Annotated in this window: 16 protein-coding genes; 7 read left to right on the forward strand and 9 right to left on the reverse strand. The window is 40.5% G+C overall.

Annotation, left to right across the window (positions count from 1 at the left end; all coding sequences use genetic code 11):
- The first annotated feature begins 35 nt into the window (after positions 1 to 35).
- From J8L71_RS02030 to J8L71_RS02050, 5 genes are read left to right on the forward strand one after another with little or no spacing between them, the layout of a single operon-like run.
- Positions 36 to 1,397, forward strand: coding sequence for a TolC family protein (locus tag J8L71_RS02030; protein ID WP_210999041.1), 1,362 nt, complete (start codon positions 36 to 38; stop codon positions 1,395 to 1,397).
- Entirely contained in the window at positions 1,394 to 2,539 is a 1,146-nt protein-coding gene (locus tag J8L71_RS02035; protein ID WP_210999042.1) for an efflux RND transporter periplasmic adaptor subunit, read from the forward strand. The genes J8L71_RS02030 and J8L71_RS02035 overlap by 4 nt, the downstream gene beginning before the upstream one ends.
- Positions 2,539 to 5,724, forward strand: coding sequence for an efflux RND transporter permease subunit (locus J8L71_RS02040; protein WP_210999043.1), 3,186 nt, complete (start codon positions 2,539 to 2,541; stop codon positions 5,722 to 5,724). The genes J8L71_RS02035 and J8L71_RS02040 overlap by 1 nt, the downstream gene beginning before the upstream one ends.
- Positions 5,724 to 6,407 (forward strand): response regulator transcription factor, encoded by a 684-nt coding sequence (locus tag J8L71_RS02045; RefSeq protein ID WP_210999044.1) that lies wholly within the window; start codon positions 5,724 to 5,726, stop codon positions 6,405 to 6,407. The genes J8L71_RS02040 and J8L71_RS02045 overlap by 1 nt, the downstream gene beginning before the upstream one ends.
- Positions 6,404 to 7,696, forward strand: coding sequence for a HAMP domain-containing sensor histidine kinase (locus J8L71_RS02050; RefSeq protein WP_210999045.1), 1,293 nt, complete (start codon positions 6,404 to 6,406; stop codon positions 7,694 to 7,696). The genes J8L71_RS02045 and J8L71_RS02050 overlap by 4 nt, the downstream gene beginning before the upstream one ends.
- A 213-nt stretch (positions 7,697 to 7,909) precedes the next feature.
- Here the strand turns inward: J8L71_RS02050 and J8L71_RS02055 are convergent, their stop codons facing one another.
- The 4 genes from J8L71_RS02055 to J8L71_RS02070 all read right to left on the reverse strand — a co-directional run bounded on the left by J8L71_RS02055 (position 7,910) and on the right by J8L71_RS02070 (position 12,408).
- Complete coding sequence (locus J8L71_RS02055) at positions 7,910 to 8,140, reverse strand: hypothetical protein (protein ID WP_210999046.1); 231 nt, start codon at positions 8,138 to 8,140, stop codon at positions 7,910 to 7,912.
- A 168-nt stretch (positions 8,141 to 8,308) separates the two neighbouring features.
- Positions 8,309 to 9,166, reverse strand: a complete 858-nt coding sequence (locus tag J8L71_RS02060; protein WP_210999047.1) for an MBL fold metallo-hydrolase — start codon at positions 9,164 to 9,166, stop codon at positions 8,309 to 8,311.
- A gap of 108 nt (positions 9,167 to 9,274) precedes the next feature.
- On the reverse strand, positions 9,275 to 10,357 hold the full coding sequence (locus J8L71_RS02065) for a methyl-accepting chemotaxis protein (protein ID WP_210999048.1): 1,083 nt from the start codon (positions 10,355 to 10,357) through the stop codon (positions 9,275 to 9,277).
- A 167-nt stretch (positions 10,358 to 10,524) separates the two neighbouring features.
- Positions 10,525 to 12,408 carry an AMP-binding protein gene (locus J8L71_RS02070; RefSeq protein WP_210999049.1) on the reverse strand — a complete coding sequence of 628 codons (1,884 nt, stop codon included), beginning with the start codon at positions 12,406 to 12,408 and terminating at the stop codon, positions 10,525 to 10,527.
- 179 nt (positions 12,409 to 12,587) lie between these two features.
- Here J8L71_RS02070 and J8L71_RS02075 point away from each other — a divergent pair, with 179 nt between their 5' ends.
- Positions 12,588 to 12,992: an NUDIX hydrolase gene (locus J8L71_RS02075; RefSeq protein ID WP_210999050.1), complete on the forward strand. Its 405-nt coding sequence runs from the start codon at positions 12,588 to 12,590 to the stop codon at positions 12,990 to 12,992.
- Here the strand turns inward: J8L71_RS02075 and J8L71_RS02080 are convergent.
- From J8L71_RS02080 to J8L71_RS02100, 5 genes are all read right to left on the reverse strand, one after another.
- Complete coding sequence (locus J8L71_RS02080; protein ID WP_210999051.1) at positions 12,982 to 14,070, reverse strand: polysaccharide lyase family 7 protein; 1,089 nt, start codon at positions 14,068 to 14,070, stop codon at positions 12,982 to 12,984. The two genes, J8L71_RS02075 and J8L71_RS02080, sit on opposite strands and share 11 nt — an antisense overlap.
- 137 nt (positions 14,071 to 14,207) lie before the next feature.
- Positions 14,208 to 15,140, reverse strand: a complete 933-nt coding sequence (locus tag J8L71_RS02085; protein WP_210999052.1) for an alpha/beta hydrolase — start codon at positions 15,138 to 15,140, stop codon at positions 14,208 to 14,210.
- A 52-nt stretch (positions 15,141 to 15,192) separates the two neighbouring features.
- On the reverse strand, positions 15,193 to 15,957 hold the full coding sequence (locus J8L71_RS02090; protein ID WP_210999053.1) for a transporter substrate-binding domain-containing protein: 765 nt from the start codon (positions 15,955 to 15,957) through the stop codon (positions 15,193 to 15,195).
- A gap of 225 nt (positions 15,958 to 16,182) precedes the next feature.
- Positions 16,183 to 16,566 carry a hypothetical protein gene (locus J8L71_RS02095; protein WP_210999054.1) on the reverse strand — a complete coding sequence of 128 codons (384 nt, stop codon included), beginning with the start codon at positions 16,564 to 16,566 and terminating at the stop codon, positions 16,183 to 16,185.
- Positions 16,563 to 16,931 (reverse strand): hypothetical protein, encoded by a 369-nt coding sequence (locus J8L71_RS02100; RefSeq protein WP_247655163.1) that lies wholly within the window; start codon positions 16,929 to 16,931, stop codon positions 16,563 to 16,565. Before J8L71_RS02100 ends, J8L71_RS02095 begins: the two co-directional genes overlap by 4 nt.
- Before the next feature lie 208 nt (positions 16,932 to 17,139).
- On the opposite strand from J8L71_RS02100, the gene J8L71_RS02105 reads away from it, so the two are divergent.
- Entirely contained in the window at positions 17,140 to 17,559 is a 420-nt protein-coding gene (locus tag J8L71_RS02105; RefSeq protein ID WP_210999055.1) for a VOC family protein, read from the forward strand.
- Positions 17,560 to 17,766 lie beyond the last annotated feature (207 nt).

The following is a 17,766-nucleotide window of genomic DNA, read 5'->3' on the forward strand; positions in this document are numbered from 1 at the left end:
TACTGCGTGCAATGATGTAAATTAGGCATAGTTAAATGGTTTATTTTAAAAAGCACTCAACAGTTTTATTGCTTGCACTTAGCTGTACGCTTGCTGCGTGTAGTAGCCAGCCAAGCTATACAGGTAATAGCACCGAGCAATCGCTAAAGCAGCATGCAAATTGGCAATACACACAAAATGATGCAACCGAGGTAAGTTATATTACTGATTTAGTGAATATAGCGGGGCTTGATGCGCTTATAGAGCAAGCCATTGCAAATAACCCGTCGTTTAATCAAGTGCATGTGGCGCTAAAACTTGCTTATGCACAGCGTGATGTAACCGCAGCAAGCCAGTGGTTTAGCGTTAGTGCTGATTTTGATGCACAGCGCAATGAAGCTACCGGCACGCAGTACAGCTCATCGGTAGGTGTGAGCTGGGAGGCCGACGTGTGGCAAAAAATTGCAGATAATGTGGCCGCGCAAGACATGAACATCGCCAGTAATCAAGCAACATATCAAAGCGCTAAAGATACGTTAGTAGCAAGTGTCATTCGTACTTATTTAAATATTATTTTGCAGCAAGATTTACTCAACATAGAGCAGCAGCGCTTAACTGTTTTAGAAAATAACGAGCAAAGTATCGTAGAGCGTTACCAATATGGATTAGGCGATTTAGAGGCTTTAGATACCGCACGTACCAATACCGCCTCTACCCGAGCCACTATTGCCGATTACCAAGAGCAAATAGCCCAAGCTAAACGCGCTTTGGTATTATTAGTAGGCGTTGATAAACTTGAAAACCTACCTACAACATCAACGTTTCCTGATGTTATTGAGCCACTTAGCGCCTTACCAGAGCAAGATTTAGCACGCCGACCTGATTTACAAAGTGCTTATTATAATATTCAAGCAAAACGTTATTTAGTTGATGTGGCCTACAAAGACTTACTGCCAAGTATTTCGCTTTCAGCGTCTTTGAGTGATTTGGCCACAACACCAAGCCAAGCATTGTTAACAAGCCCTGTGTGGAATTTATTAGGCAGCTTAAGTGCACCATTATTTGAAGGCGGAGCACTGCGTGCGCAAGTTGATGTAGCCAAACTCAATGCTGAACAAGCTTATTGGCAATACCAAGACACGCTACTTAGTGCGGTAAACGAAGTAGAAAACGCGTTGGGTCAAGAGCAATCATTAACGCAGCAGCAACTTCAAATAAGTAAAGCACTTACCAGCGCAAAGCGCAGCTTTAGTAATTACCAAAGTAAGTATCAACAAGGTTTAGTTGATATTTTAGACTTACTTACCGTGCAACAACAAGTGTACGACCTGCAAGCTCAGCTTAGCCAAATAAATTACACCCTTTTAACTAACCGTATCGATTTAGGTCTTGCTTTAGGCCTTGGAGTATCATCATGAAAATTTCCCCAATACCTGTTGTTGTAACCCTTATTGCAGTGGTATCTATAGGGATTGCTGTGGCATATAACAGTCATAAAATGGCGCAGCAGGCACGTGGCTCTAAACCTGCTCAAGTTGATGCTATAGCACCGAATGTGTCGGTAATTAACGCGATACCCGGTACTTATCAGGCATATGTTAGTGGCCACGGTGAAGCAAAAGCACACTGGACATTAACGTTAAAAGCGCAAGTTAAAGGCGAAGTCATCAATATGAGTGAGCAATTTGCCACTGGTAATTTAATTGCTAAAGACCAAGAGTTTGCACAAATTGATAACACCGAATACCTACAAGCCCTCGCAAGTACTAAAGTTGCACTTGCTGATGCAAAATTAGCGTTACAAGAAGAGCAAGATTTAGGAAGCCAAGCAAAGCGGGAGTGGGAACGCTCAGGGGTAACACAAGCACCTAGCTCGCCACTGGTATTTAGAACGCTTCAGCTAGAGGCCGCACAAGCCACACTTGATAACGCCCAATATGCACTGCAAACCGCCCAGCGTGATGAGAAAAACACCCATATAAGTGCGCCGTTTGATGCTGTGGTATTGTCTCGCGATATTGACCTTGGCACATACGTAAATATTGGCGATACCCTCGCTACATTAAACAGTACCGACAAAGTAGAGATTAGCGTGCCGCTTTCATTGAATCAGTGGCAAAACCTAGCAAGTGATAAAAGCAAAGAGGTTATTTTAAGTGATGTAACAACCCAAAATCAGTGGCAAGGTTACATTGCACGATTTGAGCAACACCTTGATGATAGTTCACGCCAGCGCAGCGTAGTGGTTGCCCTCGATAAACCTTTTGAACAAGCAACTCCCTTGTTACCCGGTACTTTTTTAGCTGTACAAATTGCCGGTAAAACGCTTGATAATGTTATTAAACTTCCTGCATCGGCGATTTCGCAAGAAGGCTTAATTTGGTATGTCAGTGAACAAAATACATTAGTAAGTACCACCGCAAATAAGGTTTTTGAGCGCAATGATTATGTTTATATATCGCCAATTGCTGGGCAAAGTAATTTACGTGTAGTGGCGCGCCCATTAGTGAGCTACCTAAACGAAATGCGGGTAAACCCCATTGTTGAGGAGATGCCATAATGAGTCCACATCAAGCACCACAATCGCCTAGCTCACATAACCCGCTGCATGGCATTATTAATTGGTTTGCAAATAACTCAGTGGCGGCTAATTTATTACTAATTAGCGTAATAGTAATGGGTATAATGTCGCTTTCTACATTGCGTAAAGAGGCGTTTCCGAGCCTTGAGCCTGATACCATTTCGGTATCGGTGGTTTACGACAGTGGCGATGCCCTGCAAGCTGAGGAAGGCATAGCCCTTAAAATAGAAGAAGCACTCGAAACCGTACCCGGTATTAAGCGTATTACTTCAACATCAGATGCCAGCGGCAGCCATGTAAGTATTGAGAAAAAAACGGATTACTCGCTTGATGAGCTACTTACTGATGTAAAAAACCAAGTTGATGCTATAAACAACTTTCCGGCAGATGCCGAGCAACCTGTTATAGATAAAGCTCGTAGGCAAGATCATGCACTCACGTTGCAATTATTTGGTGATGCCGACCGTCATACGTTACAAACCTTAGGTGAACAGCTTAAAGCCGATTTACTTGCTGAGTCAGGAATAAGTGACGTTACTCAGTCAGGTGTATTAGATCCTATGATGTCGATAGAAATCGACGAAGGTAAATTACAAGCCTACGGCTTAACTATCAGTGATGTAAGCGAAGTGATTAATAACGAATCATCAAGCCCGCTTTCAACAAGTCTACGTGATAGTAATAAAATTATTCGTTTAAAAGCAGCCGAGCAAGCTTATTGGCAGCGTGACTTTGCTGATATCGTTTTACTTACAACGCCTGCTGGCGCGCAAATTAAACTCGGTGATGTAGCAACTGTTACCGACAGTTTTGCTGAGGATACCAACTCACTAAGTCGTTATAATCAACAAAATGCCATAGGTATTGAAATACTTATGGATGAAAATAGCGATATAACCAGCATTGTTGAGCAAGCACAAAGTGTCATTGATAAATGGCACGAGCGCGGGTTGTTGCCGCAAAATGTAGAGCTTGAAAGCTGGCAAGATAAAAGCACTATGATCACTGAGCGCTTATCGTTGCTCACCAAAAATGCCGTAACCGGTATTATTATGGTGTTTGTTATTTTAGCCATATTTTTAAACGTACGCGTTGCCTTGTGGGTTGCTGGTGGTTTGCCATTTGTGTTTTTTGGTACGCTGTATTTTATGACCGACAGCTATACCGCACTTACCATTAACGAAATGACCACCTTTGGTTTTATTATGGCGCTGGGTATTGTAGTGGATGACGCCGTGGTCGTTGGGGAGAGTATTTACACGACTCGTAAAAAGCATGGTGATACGCTCAATAATACTGTTTTAGGCACTATGAAAGTAGCCGTCCCTACTATTTTTGGTGTACTAACGACGGTTGCTGCATTTATGGCGCTTTCTAATGTGTCGGGTAATTTAGGTAAAATATATGCGCAATTTGCAACCGTGGTCACCATTTGTTTGTTGCTGTCAGTGGTTGAGTCAAAGCTTATTTTACCCTCTCACTTGGCGCATATTAGTACCAAACGCCAGCTTAAATCGGGCATTAGTGGTTTATGGGCAAAAGTGCAACACGGCGCAGACAGTGGCTTAAACTGGTTTAGTGCGCATATTTATCGCCGTGTTATTGAATACTCACTGCGCTTTAGGTACGCAGTAGTGGCTGCGTTTATTGCCTTTTTTATATTGGTTATAGGCATGCCAATGACCGGCGCGGTTAAAGTGGGGTTTTTCCCAAGTATTCCTGGCGATACTGTTAGTGCAGAGCTGGTTATGCAAAATGATGTGGCTTACGGGCAAACTAATAAAAACTTGTTAGCGCTTGAGCAAAGTGCCTTAAAAGCACAGCAAAATTTAATGGATAAGTATGACTCACAAGAAAGCGAAATTACGAGTTTACAAGTATTAAGTAGTAGCGATACCAGCGGCTCTGTAAGTGTTGAGTTATTAAATGAAGGTGAGTTTACCGCGACCGAATTTGCACAAGAATGGCAACGTGTAGCAGGTACTCCCGAGGGCAGTAAAAAACTACAAGTATTAGCCACGCGCAAAATGGTCGATAACTTTAAAGTAGAGCTAAAAGCGTGGGACGACGAAACCGTTATGGCAGCAGGCGCTATTTTTAAAGAGCGCTTAGAAGGTATTGCAGGCGTTAATGGTATAGACGACAACTTCAACCCAGGGCAACCGCAACTTAAATTTACCCTTAATGCACAAGGGCGCGCACTAGGTATGGATACCGCCAGTTTATCACAGCAAGTGTTGCAAGCCTTTGGTGGGGCTATTGTACAGCGATACCAGCGCAATAAAGACGAAATTAAAGTACGTGTACGTTACCCTGAAAACGCCCGTAAAACACCTGCCGATATTATGCAATCTCGTATACGTTTGCCCGATGGTACAATTGTACCGCTGGTTAACGTAGCAAGTATTAGTAGCGAATACCAACAAGATGAAATAACCCGTATCGACGGCCTACGTGCTATTTATTTAAGTGCTCAAGTAGATAAAAATGTTATAGCACCTAATGAATTAGTAGACAGCTTAACCCGCGACTTAGTACCGGAGTTAACTGCGCAGTTTCCAAACTTAAGTATACACTTTGCAGGTGAAGCCGAAGAGCAAGATGAAACCACAGGCTCTATGAGCACGATGTTTTTAGCCGCATTACTGGTTATTTACGTTTTGCTGGCGATTCCACTTAAATCATATATTCAACCAGTGCTAATTATGGTGGCAATTCCATTTGGTATTGTGGGGGCTATTTTAGGCCATTGGTGGAACGACTTAACCATTAGTATATTATCGCTCAACGGTATTTTGGCGCTAAGTGGAGTTGTAGTAAACGATAGCTTGTTACTTGTTTCGCGCTTTAACGAGTTAACAAAAGAAGAGGGTATGAACACACACGATGCAATTGTTGAGTCGTGTACAAGCCGCTTGCGTGCAGTCATGCTTACTTCAGTAACAACGTATGCAGGCTTGATCCCGCTGTTAAGCGAGACCTCTTTGCAAGCGCAGTTTTTAATCCCTGCAGCGGCATCATTAGGCTACGGTATTTTGTTTGCCACTGTGATTACTCTCATCCTTATACCTGCATTATTAATGATTCAAACAGACATTAAGCGCCTACTTACCAATGTGTTACACTTTTTAAGTGGTAAGCGTACCCAAGGAGCTGCCTCTTAATGATAAACGTACTACTGGTTGAAGATGATATAGACCTAGCCACTACTATTGTTGATTATCTCGATATAGAAGACATATCGTGTGACCATGCAAGTAACGGTGTAATGGGGCTAAATTTAATAGAAAATAATCAGTACCAAATGATTATTCTCGATATTAATATGCCCAAAATGGACGGCTTAACACTGTGCAAAAAGTTGCGCGAACAAGGCAAAAATACACCCGTGTTAATGCTTACAGCACGCGATAGTCTTGATAATAAGCTAGAGGGCTTTGCCGCCGGCAGTGACGATTATTTAGTAAAGCCCTTTGCCATGAAAGAGCTGGTAGCACGGGTGCAAGTACTCGCAAAGCGTAAAAGTGGTGAGGTAAAGCGCCTTACTTTAGCCAATTTACAGTTAGACTTGACCAAGCACTGTGCCATAGTAGGGGAGAGTACTTTAAAGCTCTCGCCTATTGCTTTTAAGCTACTTGAAACGCTCGTGCGCGAAGCGCCACAGCCAGTTACACGTAGTGTCATTATGCAAGCCATTTGGGGAGAAGAGCAGCCCGACAGTAATAGTTTAAAAGTGCATATTTATCACTTACGCAAGCAGCTAGAAGCTGCGACTCAACAAGTAAAGCTAGAAACCATCCCTAATATTGGCTTTGCGATAAAAACAGTGCAAGGAGATGCACAATGAAAATAAGACCCAGCTTGAGGCTTTATTTTTTTGCCAGCATGCTGGTATTAAGTTCGATTATGGCCATCGGCTTTTCGTTTTTGAGTGTTAACTATTTTGTTGATGGTTTAGATAAAGGGTTAAATGGTGTTATGTTTGCGCTTTCGCAAACGGCAAAGGTTGAAGATGGGCAACCAATTGAAATGGTCGGTTTTAGTGTTGCTAGTCGCTGGGAAGATATGCCAAAGGAGATAAAGCAACGATTTACAAAACCAACTCACAATGGCGTACTTCAAAAAAGGGCAGATAAGTCATCTTTTTTTTCGATGCCCGAAAACCTATTTTTTGCCGTGTATTATCAAAACGAAGCTGGAGAGTCGCGTTATGTATCGCGCATCATGCTTGAAAAAGACCGCCCTAAAACACAAGTCACCGATGAAAAACCAATGCAAAGGGTGTTTTGGATAGCCTTAACGGCACTTGCGGCTATTACATTGTTTGCATTTTTTTTATTTATGATTATGAAAAAAATTGCTAAGCCAATTGAGTCATTAAAAAAATGGGCTAAATCGCTTAGCCAAGCTAATTTACAACAAACGCCGCCGGATTTTAATTACAACGAACTAAATACACTGGCCACGCTAATACGCAGTAGTTTGCTTTCAGCGCACGAAAGTGTAGAGCGCGAACAGCGTTTTTTAAGCTATGCTAGCCACGAGTTGCGTACGCCAATATCGGTTATTCGCAGCAATGTAGAGCTACTCAACCGCTTAAGCGAAAAAGCGCCATTAAGTGATAAACAACAGCTTACCCTTGAGCGAATAGAGCGCGCCGGTTTAACCATGAGCGATTTAACGAATACGTTACTTTGGCTTAGCAGAGGTGATGAACAGCAAGGTGAAATTGAGCCAGTCGATCTCAGTGAAAAAATAACTACATTAAGTAACGAGCTTGGTTATTTATTAAATGCTAAACAGGTTACTGTACTTATAAGTTCAGACCAACAACACAGTGTAGTTAGTACGGAGCCTACAGCTTGTCATATTGTGCTAACTAATTTAATTCGTAACGCTTATCAGCATACGCAAAACGGGCAGGTGCATATTACGCAACAAGGCAGCAAGGTTACGGTAGTAAATTGCAGCACTCAAAACGAGGAAGCTTTTATAAGTGACGACACCACAAAAAACGCCAGTATAGGTTACGGGCTTGGTTTGCAGTTAAGTGAAAAAGTAATAAAGCGCCATGGCTGGTTTTATGAGGTAAATGACCTACCAGGGCGCTATGAGGTTGTGGTTGACTTTAACTAGGGCGTTTTCAACTTTGTAGATTGAACCCAAAAGGTAGCGCATATTTGGTTTTATGCTGCTTTATTGCCTATTTATGGGGAACAACCACACTACTTAGGCTTGCCTCGCTTAATAAACAAAAATGCTACTGCAAATTCAACCAACAAAGGCCACTCGCCCCAGTGTGGGGTTATTTTAATATTATAAATAACCTTGCTACCGCACAGTGTTTAGTTAGCGTTTACAATGCCAATGATCTTTGTGCTTAGTGCAGGCTTTTTTTGCCGGTTTTGTTTTAACTATTATGATGTTAGGCGAATTGTGCTCAGCAACTGGTAAAGGAGCGGCCACTTTAACCGTTTTTTTATAAGGTTTATGCACCGCTGGCGCTTTTTGATAGACAGTACACCCACTCATGGTTATTGCCATTGTTGCTATACCAATAATTTTTAAAGATAAGTTCATAGGTATTTATCCTCTTTCTGCTTTAAATCAGCTTTAAGATAAACCTTTTTTTGTATAGTGCTGTCAATAAACGTAAGGGAAGTGTAAAAGGGGGGATGTACAAAGGCAATAGCGCCCTAATGCCTTTGTATTTAAAATATTTGATTTGAAAAAAGACCGGTTCAAAACCTATAAATCGCTGCGCCAACCCATGCCAGATTCTTCCATTAAGCGCTCGTATACCCCTTCAATATTAAGTGGTAGCCACGCTTTGTATTGCTTTAAATCTGAAAACTCATCGAGTTTAACGTTTTGTTTTATTTGCTCTAGGCTTTGCCCTGCAAGTGCACCTGCGGTAACTTGACTATAAAGCTGCTCTATATAGCTTAAATAACGTGTTACATCAGCCTTACTGCCAACATCAGCGTGCCCGCCCACAAAAGTATCAAAGTCATATTGGAGTACCGCTTGGGTTGAGTTAATCATACCTTGAATATCGTAGCTCCACAGTTTTTGCCAAGGCATTCTGCCAATGACTATCCAATCAACAACAAATAAGGCTTTTTGCTTTTCGAACAGCATGCTTACAGAGCCTCTTCCATCGTTTGGCCCGTGGTAATTAAGCTTTACAGTTGAACCGCCCAAATTAAGAGTCAGCTCGTCATCAAAAGTGAGGGTGGGCATAACCGTGGTCATGTGTGTATTTTTTATATCTTGCGCTGTCAGTTTATGTGCAACAAATGTTGTGTGTGGGCTTTTAAATACTTCAGCACCATAAATGTGGTCACTGTGGTTATGGCTATAAACAACATATTTAACTGGCACATTAAAACGCGTTTTAATTTGCTCATTTAGCCATGTGGCTGCTTTTTTATTAAGTGGGTCGGTAACGATTGCGCCTTGTGGGGTAATTAAAAATACCGAACGGTGTCTGTCGTCAATAAAGCGGTGGAGGCCATCGCCTAAATCTTCTATTTCGTAACTTTGCGCCATAAACCCAATAAATAGTAGGTTGGTGGCAAGTAGTGTTTTTAATAAGCGAAGCATGCACATTCCAGTTAAACGTTATGAGTAGTAAGTAAGAAAGTGCGAGTAAGAAAAAACTTTCATTTAAGAGTAAAGTTGCGGGTTAAAATTAATTTAACCCGCTAATTTTTAACGAACTAGCTGATCGAGTAAATGCATTACTTGCTCACTGGCTGATTCCATTAAGTGTATATGTTTAACTGCTTCAGCTTTTTTGCCTTGCTTAATTAATTGCAGTGCTTGAACGCCGTTTTTGTGTACTTCGCTGTGAGGCTTATCTATTTGTTTAAATGCGCTTAGCGATTTGTATTCATTTGATTCGTCTGATTTGTACCATTTACCTAGGCGGCACATTGTGTGATCGGTAAAATCATCTATCGATTTATTAATTTTGCCATTGGCTACGGCGTACACTTCACCTTTGTATACAATATGATCTAACTTAACTGTTTGAATAAATGAGCGAATAGATGCCTGTGAAATGGTGTTTTTCATGTTGGTGCAAAAATCAATGATTGATGCGTAATCGCTATTTAACGATGCAAAATTGCTAGTAAGTTGTGTGTTATTTTGCTGTATGTCGTCAGCCGAGGTAACGGTTACTTCCGTTTTATCGATAATTTCTTTTACTAGGTCGGCCACCTCTTGCGCCGATTTATTAGTATTAGTGGCGAGTACGCGTACCTCGTCGGCAACCACGCTAAAACCTCGGCCAGCTTCGCCTGCTCGGGCAGCCTCAATGGCTGCATTAAGTGCCAATAAATTTGTTTGATCAGATATTTTAGATATGGTCGATACAAAGGTATTTATACTACCAGCAAGGCTTGAGAGGCCTGATATGTTTTCACTCATACTCCCCATTTTATGGGTCATAAGCTCCATCTCACTGGCTATATGCGTTAAAGATTCATTTGAGTTATTTAAAAGGTCATTTATTTGATAGCTAACTTGGCTTTCTTGCTCAATGGTTGAGTAAGATTCAAGTACCGTTTGGCGAACACCTTCAATTTGGCTTATGCAACCTATAGAACTTGAAAGTAAGCTTTCGGTAAATTGTTCGTCATTTGTGGTTTGTGTAAAGCTTAGTTGTTGTTCTAAGTGCTTGTTCTCTTGTGCTAGTAGTTCGTTATGCGCAGTCAACTCTTCAATTTTTTTAACTAGTTCATCTTTATCATTTTTAATTTCTAGATACTTTTTACTTAAAACAAACATCAACAAATCCTACATTATCATGAGTACATCTTATTATAGTTACATTTTGTACTTTACTAGAGTTTTTAATCGGTTGCCTATTTTTATAAAAATAGTAAGCATAAGTAATTTTAGAGTGGCGTGAACTAACATAGCTATTGATACATACTAGCTATGTTAGTTTGAGCTTAGCGCTGTGCTATTTGTTGGTTTATTTCTTCAAAAATACCAGCATCGTCTATGGTTGATGGTATTTGTAGTTCGTCGCCATCGATTAGTTGGCGCAAATTTTTACGTAGTATTTTACCAGAACGGGTTTTAGGTAATCGCTCTACACTTACTATTGTTTTAAGGCACGCTATAGCGCCTATTTGGTTGCGCACTGTTTGCACGAGTTCTTGCTCTACATCGATAGGGGAGCCTGTAAAATCATTTTTAAGCACAATCATAGCCATAGGCAGTTGGCCTTTTAGGTTATCGCTTACCCCAAACACGGCACATTCGGCAACGGCTGGGTGCGCTGCGACTATTTCTTCCATTTCGCCAGTTGAAAGTCTATGGCCTGCCACATTTATTACGTCATCTGTGCGGCCCATTATAAATAAGTAGCCATCATCATCTATGTAGCCACCATCGCCCGAAAGATAATAACCAGGGTACTGTGTTAAATAACCTGTTTTAAAACGCGGTGTATTTTGCCAAATGGTTGGCAGGCATCCAGGTGGCAGTGGTAACTTTATTACTACGGCACCTTGTTCGTTTGGTGCGCATTGCTCGCCATGCATATTCAATATTTGCACATCAAATCCAGGGGTTGGCACTGTTGAGCTACCTGGTTTTGTTACTAACTCTTCTATGCCTACGGGGTTGCAGGCAATTGCCCAGCCGGTTTCGGTTTGCCACCAGTGATCGAGTATTGGCAGATTCGTTTTTTCTTTAAGCCAATTGTAGGTTGGCGGGTCTAGCCGCTCGCCTGCTAAAAATAGTCGTTTTAAACTACGGGTGTTGTATTGCTTAAACCCTTTTGCATTTGGGTCTTCTTTTTTGATGGCTCTAAATGCAGTTGGCGCGCTAAATAGTGCATTTACTTTATACTCTTCAACCACTCGCCAAAATGCACTGGCATCGGGTGTGCGAACAGGTTTGCCTTCAAATAAAATGGTGGTACAGCGGTACATAAGCGGTGCGTACACTATATATGAGTGCCCAACTACCCAGCCAATATCTGATGCGGCCCAAAACACATCGCCGGGCTGCATACCGTAAACGGTTTCCATGCTGTAGTGCATAGCAACTGCATGGCCGCCGTTTTCGCGTACTACACCTTTAGGTGTGCCTGTGGTGCCAGAGGTATATAAAATATAAAGCGGATCGCTTGCATCAACGGCAACAGGCGCTACTTCTTTGGCGCTTTGCATTGCGTTGTCCCAATTAATATCGCGCGTAGGCGTTAATGGCGCAATTGCTTGCTCGCGCTGATAAATAACACAATGATCTACCTTGTGTGTGGCAAGGTCTAAGGCGTTATCTAACAGGGGTTTGTATTCAATAATGCTATCTACCTCTACGCCACATGAGGCGCTCAGTACTAGTTTTGGTTTAGCATCGTCAATGCGTACAGCAAGTTCGTGGGCTGCAAACCCACCAAATACAACAGAGTGAATTGCCCCTAAGCGAGCGCACGCTAACATACCTATTACAGCTTGTGGGATCATAGGCATGTAAATAACAACGCGGTCGCCTTTATTAACGCCTAACGATTGCATTACTCCTGCAAATTTAGCCACGTGTTGTTGTAGTTGTAAGTAACTATAGGTTTGCTTGGTATTAGTTACAGGAGAGTCGTAAATAAGAGCCGCTTGATCCCCAAAGCCTGCAATTACATGCTGATCAAGCGCTAAAAAACAGCTATTTAATTCACCGCCATCAAACCAATGGTAAAGACCATCGGTGTCTTGTGTGTAGGCGTGTTTGGGGGTTTTGTACCAAGGCAGGCGTTTTGCTTGTTTAAGCCAAAACTGCTCTGGGTTTTGCTTAAAGTTATTATAGTGCTGTTTATATGGGCCTAACATAATGGCTCCTAATACTTAGTGTGTGAGAGACCTTACAAAAGGTAGGTCTTTTTTTTAGTATTAGGTATTCGACTATGGTCGGCCAAAATTTAATCAATACTGTTTTTTATACTGCAAAATTGACAAAATAAAACGAGTCGCTCAGCATAGCTTGCATTAAAAATAAGTGAAAACACGATATGAGTAACATAGTAAGAGTAGGGGTTGCGGTTATTATAATGCGCGAGAACACTATTTTGTTAGGGGAGCGAATAGGTGCGCATGGTGCTAATACATGGGCTACACCTGGTGGGCATTTGGAGTTTGGTGAAAGTATTGAGCAGTGCGCGATGCGCGAAGTATTTGAGGAAACAGGGCTAAATGTAAGTAAAATTACTAAGCTTGATTACACTAATGATATTTTTACTGCTGAAAACAAACATTACATTACTTTATACGTAAAAGCTGATTATGAAAGCGGTGAACCTGTGTTAAAGGAGCCTAATAAATGTATTCAGTGGCGCTGGTATGATATTAATAACTTACCTACGCCACTGTTTACATCACTTAAAAATTACTTAACCACTGCAGCGCTTACGGCTTAGTTGATGGGCTTAATACTAATTTTTTAAAGCTCACTTGCGCGTAATCGCCATTTTGTTTGTCGGTAGTCCAATCGCCAGTGCCTAAGCAGCCTGGGTACCAAATACCTTTGGCATTTTTGGTACTACATTGATTGTAAGCACCTGCTTTAAAGTAATGCCAATCGGCTGCATAGCCGTTAGGATGATCTTTCTCATCGACTTTGCCATAGGCATCTACGTTATTACCTAAATTAATAGAATAATTAACATCTTCTTTGCCCTTAGCACTAAACGTAAGGTGCATTACATTACCATGTACGTTAACTGTGTAACTAAAGTCTTCACCTAGTGCGATACCTGAGTCGCCTGGATCATTTGGGTTTTCCCACGTGTTACCCCAAACAGGGTAGGCTATATCGGTTCGGTTAGAATCTTTTTTTGGTAAGTTGCGTTCATAGTTCCAAAAAATTGAACCCGTTTTATGATCTGGCCATTTTTTGTAGTAAATCTTAAGCGGTTCATTGCCCCAGCCAAAGCCTAGTTTGGTATCTATTAATGCTTGATCTTTACCAGCGTGAATTTGCCCAACAACCACGGAATAAGCTGCTTTTTTATTAGGGTTTGTAGCACGTAAAGCAACATGATCCACTTTTAAAGTGGCTTCCATTTTTCCACCTACCGAGCCAAAACGCTCCGATAGAGGGTGCACGGCAAGTGCAAAGTTGTTTTTTGGACTTTTAGTTTTGATTTTTGTATTTGATCCGCGGATCATTTGTCTAAGTTCACTACGGGTGTTGGTAGAATTAGCACTGGTGAGCGCTTTATTTGGTGAGGTAAATACCATATAACCTTGATCATCAAGATAGAAAAAATCAGGATGCGCATAGTTTTGGATTTCTTCAACGTCGATTGTGTCAATTTTACCGTCGTTGTTTAAATCAACGGGTACGTTTATTTTCCAGTGTGATAAATCAAATTTTGACGCTGGTACTGCAGCATCGTTTTCAACCTTAGTGCTTGTACTAGCGCAGCCCATAAACAATAAAGAGGTAACAGCAGCGAGTGCTGTGAGTTTGAAAGTGGATGTTGGATTTTTCATTGTTGTCTCTGTGTGATGATAGTTAAAGTGAACGATATTAACTTCGTTTGGCTTTAATTTAACATACCAATTATAAATATCAACATTACCAATTTGTTATTTTTAACGCGGTTATTGGTATAACCAATGGTGTGTTTTTACCGCTTTTGCTTATTTTGTTTTTTATTTAAGTGCTTACGCTGCGCTTTTTTTATGTGCTTAGTGAGCCATTTTGTCATTTTTGGCATTAGCTCAGGGGCAAAGTTATGGCCCATACCAGGGACTACTTTTAATTTCGATTTTTTTATAAGTGCTGCCGTTTTTTTTCCTGCATTGAGCGGGATCACCACATCATCACTACCATGAATGATCAAGGTTGGCGCTTTAATTTTACGAATTAAATGCAGCCTATCTTTACTTGCGGCCATAGCTGTTAATTGGCGTTTATAGCCGTTGGGGTTATGGGCACGATCTACAATTTGAGTTGCATGATGGCGTAATACGTCTTCAGTTTGAGGATAAGCTGGGCTTCCAATTATCTGATTTAATCTAATGTTGTAGTTTATAGCTTCTTCTCGGCTACAGGTTTTAGGCTGCAATTTAGCAAGCTTTATAAATACACCAATACTTTTAGCACTTAATCTAGGTAGGCTTGAACATGACATAATAGTGGATAAGCTTATTACCTTCTTTTTATGTTGAGCTGCAATAAGCTGAGCTATCATTCCACCCATTGAAGCGCCTACCATATGCGCTTTTTTTATTTTAAGTGCAGCCATGAGTGCGAGCACATCATCTGCCATATCGTCCAGTAAGTAAGGGGGTTTAGTACGTATTGGAAAGCGCTTACTAAGCCATGATTTAAATAAATTGGGGCTGGTGTAATAATCTAAGTGAGTTGAAAAGCCGGTATCACGATTATCAAAACGGATGACCCTAAAGCCTTTTTTTACTAAGCCGTAGTAAAGCGTGTCGGGCCATACGGTCATTTGCGCGCCCAGCCCCATAATTAAAATGACTACAGGTGACTTTTTATCGCCTTCATCTTGGTAATGAAGCTTTATACCTTGTGGTGTTTTAATTCTTCGCATAGCCAAGTTGTGCTGTTAGCGTTGCATAAATTATAGGCGCTATATATTACAATTAGTTGGCAGTACTTGGTAATGATAGCTGCCACTTTTGCAAAATAGCTTGGTATTCCCCGTTTTCTTTAATTTGTTTTAAACCTTTAGTAATCGCGTATGCAGATTGAGTATCTAACAGCTTATTAGCGGCAAAGTTAAGCGAAGAAGGAAGTTCATCTAAATGAATGCGTTTAGTTATTAAATTTGGATCGAGCCCTAAACTTTTTAATTCGTTATCGAGTGTAAGTGTATTAGTAACAACAAAATCAATACGGCTTTTATATAGCATTTGCCAAAGTTGTTGGTAGTAGCTAACAAGTACTAAATTTTTATTTTCTGTAAAGCCTTTGCGCCTTAAGTAAGCTTCGCTCGAATACCCCCTGATAGTCGCCACTTTATATTCTTTTGCGTAATTTAAGTGCACGACCTCGTCTATGTGGCTTTTTAAACTAATCAGGTAAGCATCTGCAAAATATACTTCGCCTAACCAAATAAACTTATTTATACGATTAGGCGTTTTTAATAGCGATAGCATAATCGCATTGGGGTTTGCTTGTTGCTGCTTGAAAATACGGGCCATAGGCATTATTTCAAATTCAGCGGATAAATTACTCTGTTTTATAACCGCTTTTGCTATATCAATTAATGCACCGTCAGGTTCGTTATTTTTATTTATAAAATGATAAGGAGGGAGATCTTCTGCAATAAAAGTAACCGAATGTGCGCTGCATATTGTGCTATACAACATTATTACTAAGGTACTTAATACAACCCGCACAAACATAAAAAATCTTTTTTAATTGTATTACCGCTAGTCTAGTGAGTGTTGCTTAAAAGGTATACATTTAATGTCTGTTTTATGTAAGTAAATATATTGCCGTTTAGCCTTCGAACTTTTCAGTACGGGAAGTATTTATTTTAATAAAGCTCTTAAAAGTATCTGTGTTATTAAAAATAAGCTGTTTACTACTAGATGAATGGGGTATAGCTAAAACTGAATTTCAGAGAGTTATCCTTGGTTTTTTTTACTTCTTGGGGCGCCAAGCAGTATACACATGTGGCAAATACACACTGACAAAAACGCACTTATACCCAATGCGCCGCCGTACCCATCGAGCTTTGGTACTAAGTACTCAAACAGTAAAGAAAATAAAATAGATGAGCTGGCAACCGTGTAAACACCAAAACGATGGGGGGCGCTCATGCCTATAAATGTACCGCCAAAAAATACGACTGAGTATAAGTTAGGATTGAGGTTTAAGGCACTCAAAATTAAATAAGCAATAATAGAGAGCGAGGCCGATGCACGTATACCATCAAAGCGATTATGTTTGGCTAAATAGAATGTTAAAAATGCGCCGAGTAAAGCAATAAGTGGATATTCTAAGTTCATAAAGCGACACCTTTGGCCAACATAAATAAAGCGACGCTTGCAAAGGCTACGCTGCCAAGCTTACCGCCAAAACCAGTAAACATATTTATGGTAAGTACATATAGGCCTGCCCCAATAACTGAAATTATTGCTATTTCCCAATAACTTGTAATTAAGTGCGTAGAGCACATACCGGCAAAACTGCCTGCATAAATTGCCGCATATGGATGATTTTTATAACGCGCAGGAAAAGGAATAAACGAGCCAACAAGGCCCGTAAGAGCAGCTGAAATCACTAAAGGCAATGCAAAAGTAGTGTGCATTGCAAAGCAGGCTAAAAAGCCAAAAAAGAAAGTGATGAATTTTAAAAGTAAGAATTTAATCATAGGAGGGCATTTTAAACTAATCTTTTTATGCTTTCTAACAATCTCTAATAAATTAAAGACTACTTTTAGCGCTAAATGTTATTAAGCTCAATTTTTAAACTGGTAAGGTATTAACTATGCCAATTTATTACTGTTAATGTTTCATAAATTATATTTTATGTATAATAAAGGCTATTAATATACAAAAACCAAAAATTAAAGGTAATTTATGTCTAACTGTCTACATTTGGCTATTCCGGCTGGTGATTTAAAAGTAGCTAAAACGTTTTACTGTGACGTACTTGGTTGTAAAACAGGTAATAGTGAAGAGGGGCGCTGGGTAGATATAGATTTTTGGGGAAATGAGTTAACACTACATCAAAGTGTTGAACGTTTACCGACTGTTCGCCACGATGTAGATATGGGCGCAGTTGCAGTGCCGCATTTTGGTATTCATTTGTCTGAAGATGAATTTAATGGTTTAAAAAAGCGTATTGAAGCTGCTGGAATCGAATACCTTGATAAACCATATCGTCGATTTATAGGTGATGAGTTTGAGCAAGAAACGTTTTTTATTGAAGATCCAAACGGCAATGTGCTTGAAATGAAAACCATGGTAAACCCTGAGGTTTTATTTAAAAAAGTATAGTTACTTGTGTAGGGCGTGTTGATCTTTGGTGGTTGAACTTCCTACAGTGTGTTCGGCTTTTAGGCAAGACAGAGCCTATGTGGTGTGGTTATTCCCCATAGGTAGGCGATAACGCAACATAAATACCAAACATGCGCTGCCCGTCGGGTTCTTTCTAGGAACGATTAACTCTTTGTTGCTTACATGGATGTAGGCAAGGGGAGTGAA

The organism is Pseudoalteromonas sp. MMG007 (genome assembly GCF_018100985.1).
Lineage (GTDB): Bacteria > Pseudomonadota > Gammaproteobacteria > Enterobacterales > Alteromonadaceae > Pseudoalteromonas.